Consider the following 4,988-nt stretch of genomic DNA (forward strand, 5'->3'; position numbering starts at 1 on the left):
GGTTCAGCTCCTGCTCCCAGTTCGCCACCCACGGCATCACGGTATGGCGGACAAATTGGGTCGCCTGTTCACTGATATTGGAAAACGTCGCTTTCTCCAAGTCGTTAATCATGTGGGCAGGCACATTGAAGAGACTGGCAATCATGGAGCGGTTGAGTTTCAGCATGTCAATCAGCTGGGCGTCCACCGGGGACACGGTCAGGGCGTGGTAATCCAGGTCAGCCGGCAGCAACAGGGTCTTGTTCTCCTCGCGACGCAGGGCCGCCGAGGCATTCCGCCACATCTGCTTGAGCCGTTCCCAGCCGTCCTTCCCGACCTCGCCCTTGACGGAGACAATCCCGGCCGGGCGGGCATTACCGCCAAAAAAGGCACTGGTGTACTTCTGCCCGCTCATCCCCATGCCGATGGTTTCCGCATGTTGCAGGATGGGGCTTAAGCCCATTTTCCGGTTATTGCCGAGCGCCCGGATGTGGATCATGTCATCGGGGCTGATGGCAAAGCTGCCCTCTTCGTTATACACCCCGTAGGTATAGCGCCCACCGGTGTTCAATAGAGTGGTTTCCCACGGCATACACGCTTCCACCGTGATCACCTCCCCGCGGCGGTTACGTTTGACCCACGAGTAACCATTGCCCCAGCCGAGGACATGGCGCTGTTTCAGCTCCCGCCATTTGTAGCTGGTTTGCCAGTCATTCGGCTCGTCATGCACCAGATAAAACACCGGGTGATCCCGCGCCATCTCAACCGACTTGCCGGTCTTGCGCATCACATGCAGCGGCATTTGCGCCACCGAGGAGGAGAGCACATAGATACAGGCGTAGACCGCGGCCAGCTTCATGGCGGTTTCGGGGCTGACATACACATCAGCGCTGAACAGGCCGTCGTGCTCAGCCGCTTCTGCCGTTAACGGGACACGGGGATTTTCCAGTGGTTCACTGCGGAACAACGCATCAAGCAGCATGTTTCCCCCTTCTGGCCGCCGCCAGCGCATAAGCCATCAACAAAACACCGCCGATGATCAGGGTGTTCGCCAGCCCGTACTTCAGGTAACAGCCAGCCAGCACCGCCCCGACACCGGTCAGCGCAGTAATATCAATCAGTAAATTTTTCATAGGAATAACAGGTCATCGGGATCGAGATTGGAAAGAAAGTCGGGTTCTGCATGCAAAATAGCCCGTCCCATCGCCATAATCAGCGCGACGGCCCCGTCAATTTTGCTGTCCTTTTGCTCCTTGATGGGGCGCACGATGTCATCATTCCCGGCCAGCGTTTTGCCCACCACGTTACCGATGCACCACGACATAATCGGGTTGCCGTCATGGTGAAAGCGCCCAGACTGGATAGCGGCTTCCAGCTCTTTCATCGGGTCACTCATATTGGTGAAGTTCTGGGTAATAATGACCGGGTTGATGCCCTCGTCCGCCAGTTCATGCGACAAACCAGTCGCCCCGAACGGATCAATCGGGGCCTCTTCCACCGGGTTCAGGTGACAGGCAAGCTTGGCTTCTTCAAGGATATAGCGGTAGTCCACTTCCGCCCCGTCCGTCACGGTCAACAGATCCATTTCCACCCACTTCTGAAAACGTTCAGCCGTGCGGCGGTTTTCTGTCTGTTCCACGCTGTACACGGTGTCATACGGCACCCAGAAACGCGGGACCACACTGTAATAATGCCGCTTGCCGTCAATCTCACGGGTGAACAGCCGCGCCATGCTGTTCATGTCCAGCTTGCGGGCGAGGTCAAACGCCAGAACACAAGGCTGGCCCTCGAACTGTTCCAGTGTCAGCGAGGTGTCTTCGCACTGTTTCCAGCTCACCATATTGAAGTACGCCTCACGGGCAGACACCCAGATATTCAGGTGCTTGGTTTTAAAGACGCTGGCTAACCTGGGATTGTTCAGGGCGCGTTGCTGCTGACTCAGCAGGAAGTCCGCATAGACCGAGACGCCCATATTGGGATTGGCCTTGCGGAGTACGTCCGGGGAGGTCCAGTCATCCCCCTCATCCACCGTGTAAATCACCCCGAACAGCTCGTCATTGGGGACATTGCCGGACAGCATTTCAATCACTTCCCGGCGCTTGTCATAACAGGGGCCTTCAATGTTATAGCCTGCCGTGGTGATCGCCCACATCAGGGGCTGACGCCGCGCGCCCATCCCGGTGAGCATGGTGGTATACAGATCGTCCGTGTCGTGTTCATGGTATTCATCGACAATGGCACAACTGGGGGACTGCCCGTCGCCGGGGTTGCCTATCAGTGGTTCAAGGCGTGCCCCATCCGCCGGACGGTTCAGGTTAGAGGCATTCACTTCAATGCCGAACGCCTCGACCAGCATCGGGGTACGCTTGCACATCAGCCGGGCAGGCCGAAACACTTCCCACGCCTGCTTCTCCGTGGTCGCACCGGAATAAACTTCCGCCCCGAACTCGTTATCACAGGTAAAGCAATAGAGTGCAACACCCGCGGAGATGGCAGACTTACCATTTTTACGGGGGATCTCCGTATAGACTTCCCGAAAGCGGCGCAACCGGCTGCCCTTATGTACCCAGCCAAAGGCCGAACAGACTATAAACAACTGCCACGATTCCAGTGTGATCGGCATCCGCTTAAACGCCCATTCGCCCTTGGTATGGGGCAGCAACTGGATAAACCGGGCAGCCTGTTCTGCCAGGTCTTTATCAAAACGGTACTTAAAGGCTTTGCCCTTCTCTTTCGCCAAATCATCCAGATGGCGCTGGCAAGCCTCTTTCACATAGCGCCCGGCCTCAATCTTGCCCCGCACCACATCACGGGCGTACTGGTTCACCGCATTGACATTCAGATAAGATTTACGGCTCATGGTGAAATCATCCTCATAAACGGGTTGTCCGTCTTGGCTTTGCCTGCCGCCCCGATCAGGCGCTGGCGGCTACTGGGATCTAACCCCAGCATTGCGCCCGTTCTGTCCATCTCAGACTCCTGCTCTTTTTTGGCGGTCAAGTCCGGGTTTTTTACCGGTCCCCCTGTCGCGCCAATCAACCGGGTGCCATCGCGGTTGATATCAACAACCAATTTCCGCCAAAAATGGTAAGCCACACACCAGCGCTCAAGAACCGCTAAATCGGTAATACATAAAATTCCCTGACTACACAGCTCCTTCGCGGTCAGTTCCCACATCACCACCGCCAATGACATCCCGTTTTCAGTAAACCAATCCGGGGGTGATACGCCGGTCAGGGGCGTAAAGCTCGGCTCATCCCGGTTCAACTTGCGCTTACCGGGATTGCCCGCCAGTTCTTTTCGTGCCGTCGGCTTGGGGCGACGGCCTGACTTGCCCGCCGTGCCGGCCATACTCAGAACCTCCTGTATTCAGAAAGACAATGAAAGGTGAGGAAATATCGCCCGATTTAAAGTTCATTTTTCGCGGGGATAAAAATTGCCCCTAAGCGGCGGTCCTTGGGGGGCGAGAGTGGCAGGGATTTTGCCTCCCCCTCCCCCTGTGTGACCATGACGGACGCAATGATTGCGGTTGGAAATGACAATATTCTCAGGCGCGCTGAGTGTCCCGATGGCTCTCGTTTCACTGGAAACTAAAGGTAAATATCATGCGCCTCATCGTAATCGCTCCGTCGCTGTCTTGCGTTTATGGCAGGCAAAGCACAGGAGCATCAGATTCGATAATGCATCCGTGCCGCCGTGAGCCTTGGGTTTGATATGGTCAACCGTCGTACCTGTGACCGCTCTGCCTTCCCGTAATTAACAGTCCACCAATCACGCTGGATTCATATTGCTCATAATTTTCAATGTAATTATTCATGCTCTTTCCCCGCAAATTTTCCTTCACGAACGCCTGTCAGTGTTGTTTCCCTCAGCAGAAAATCAATATCTGCCGTCCAGCCGTGATTGCTTTCACCAAAATAAAACGGGCGGGCCATTTTCACGAATGCCCTGACATAAGCTCGCCAGCCATCAACATTCTGGGTAGCCAGTTTTGAAATGATTTTCTTTAAGGCGGTTTTTCGCTTGGTATTGGCTTCTACAGCATGAGGCAACCTGTCGCCGACTTCCTCGTTGTAGGCATTGAGATATTCGTCGTAGTTGATTTGGGGAGCGGGGTTTCGCTTTTTAGGTTTGACCACCTCCGCGTCATCCCCCTCTTGAGGGGTTAGGGGTGTAATATTATCTTTCTTATCTTTAATAGTATCTTTTGTGTTTAGCTGAATTAGCTTATTTTCTTTAGCTGTTTTAGCTAAACTTTTATTAGCTGATTTGGCTAAAGGTTTGCTGTTTTGGCTAACATCTAAAATCCATTCAGAAGTTTCCACATTAAGACCTATTGTATTATTTTGTTTAATCAGTATTTTTCTTTCTAATAACCCCTTAATTTCAGTACTTACATGCGTGTGATGCAGATTAATCATTGCGCCTATTTGAGTGTTAGTGACTCTGTCAAAACGCTTATGCCACCCGAACGTTTTTTCAATGATGGCATCAATGATTCTGTACTGGCGATAGGTGATCCCTTTGTTGCTATTTTCCATTAAAACTAGCTTTGGCTTGCGGGGAGTTTTAATGAATTCAATATCATCATTCACATTTCCCTCTTTCACCCTTGTTATTGGCTGACGATAATCAGCCATTCTTGCAACATTACTCATCGCGTTTCCCTCCGGTCAGTTCCTCGCGATGTTCCAGACGCAATTTCGCATCTTTCAGAGCATCACGAAATTTCTTGGCACCTTCTACTGTGAATTCGCGATCAGCCTGTTCACGTGCGATATTTTTATGCACTGCGCTGTGATTAAATTTCGTTTTCATGTATAATTACCTCTGTGAAATGTTGTTTTGAGAGGGCTTGCATACCTTTCTCTCATTACTAAATCGACAGTTCTAATTGCATTTCAGAAGCCTCAGTTGTTAGCGCAACTGGGGTTTTTCTTTTTATCTTGCCTTTACGTTCCAGAGCCTGAATCAACCGCTCTGCGTTCTCGCCTTCAATGACCACTACT

The 4,988-nt window shown here is 52.5% G+C and carries 6 protein-coding genes and 1 pseudogene; all 7 read right to left on the bottom strand.

Translation table 11 applies throughout. The annotated features are described in order from the left end of the window. The coding region (locus H8A87_RS01055; protein ID WP_198688185.1) for a phage portal protein at positions 1-961 on the bottom strand (961 nt) is incomplete at its 3' end. After that, on the bottom strand, positions 951-1,112 hold the full coding sequence (locus H8A87_RS01060; RefSeq protein ID WP_198688186.1) for a hypothetical protein: 162 nt from the start codon (positions 1,110-1,112) through the stop codon (positions 951-953). The genes H8A87_RS01055 and H8A87_RS01060, both read right to left, overlap by 11 nt. Beyond that, the gene (locus H8A87_RS01065) at positions 1,109-2,839 is read right to left on the bottom strand and encodes a terminase large subunit (RefSeq protein ID WP_198688187.1); all 1,731 of its coding nucleotides are present in this window, start codon (positions 2,837-2,839) and stop codon (positions 1,109-1,111) included. The genes H8A87_RS01060 and H8A87_RS01065 overlap by 4 nt, the downstream gene beginning before the upstream one ends. Continuing rightward, positions 2,836-3,330: a phage terminase small subunit P27 family gene (locus H8A87_RS01070; RefSeq protein WP_198688188.1), complete on the bottom strand. Its 495-nt coding sequence runs from the start codon at positions 3,328-3,330 to the stop codon at positions 2,836-2,838. The genes H8A87_RS01065 and H8A87_RS01070 overlap by 4 nt, the downstream gene beginning before the upstream one ends. A gap of 261 nt (positions 3,331-3,591) precedes the next feature. Further along, a pseudogene (locus tag H8A87_RS01075) lies at positions 3,592-3,735 on the bottom strand (HNH endonuclease); the annotation flags it as partial. A gap of 53 nt (positions 3,736-3,788) precedes the next feature. Next, positions 3,789-4,637 carry a replication protein gene (locus tag H8A87_RS01080; protein WP_232370004.1) on the bottom strand — a complete coding sequence of 283 codons (849 nt, stop codon included), beginning with the start codon at positions 4,635-4,637 and terminating at the stop codon, positions 3,789-3,791. Beyond that, a complete protein-coding gene (locus H8A87_RS01085; protein WP_198688189.1) occupies positions 4,630-4,797 on the bottom strand; it encodes a hypothetical protein in 168 nt (55 codons plus the stop codon). Before H8A87_RS01085 ends, H8A87_RS01080 begins: the two co-directional genes overlap by 8 nt. Between the last annotated feature and the right edge of the window lie 191 nt (positions 4,798-4,988).

Origin of the sequence: Xenorhabdus lircayensis (assembly GCF_016306625.1) — a bacterium.
Taxonomy (GTDB): domain Bacteria; phylum Pseudomonadota; class Gammaproteobacteria; order Enterobacterales; family Enterobacteriaceae; genus Xenorhabdus; species Xenorhabdus lircayensis.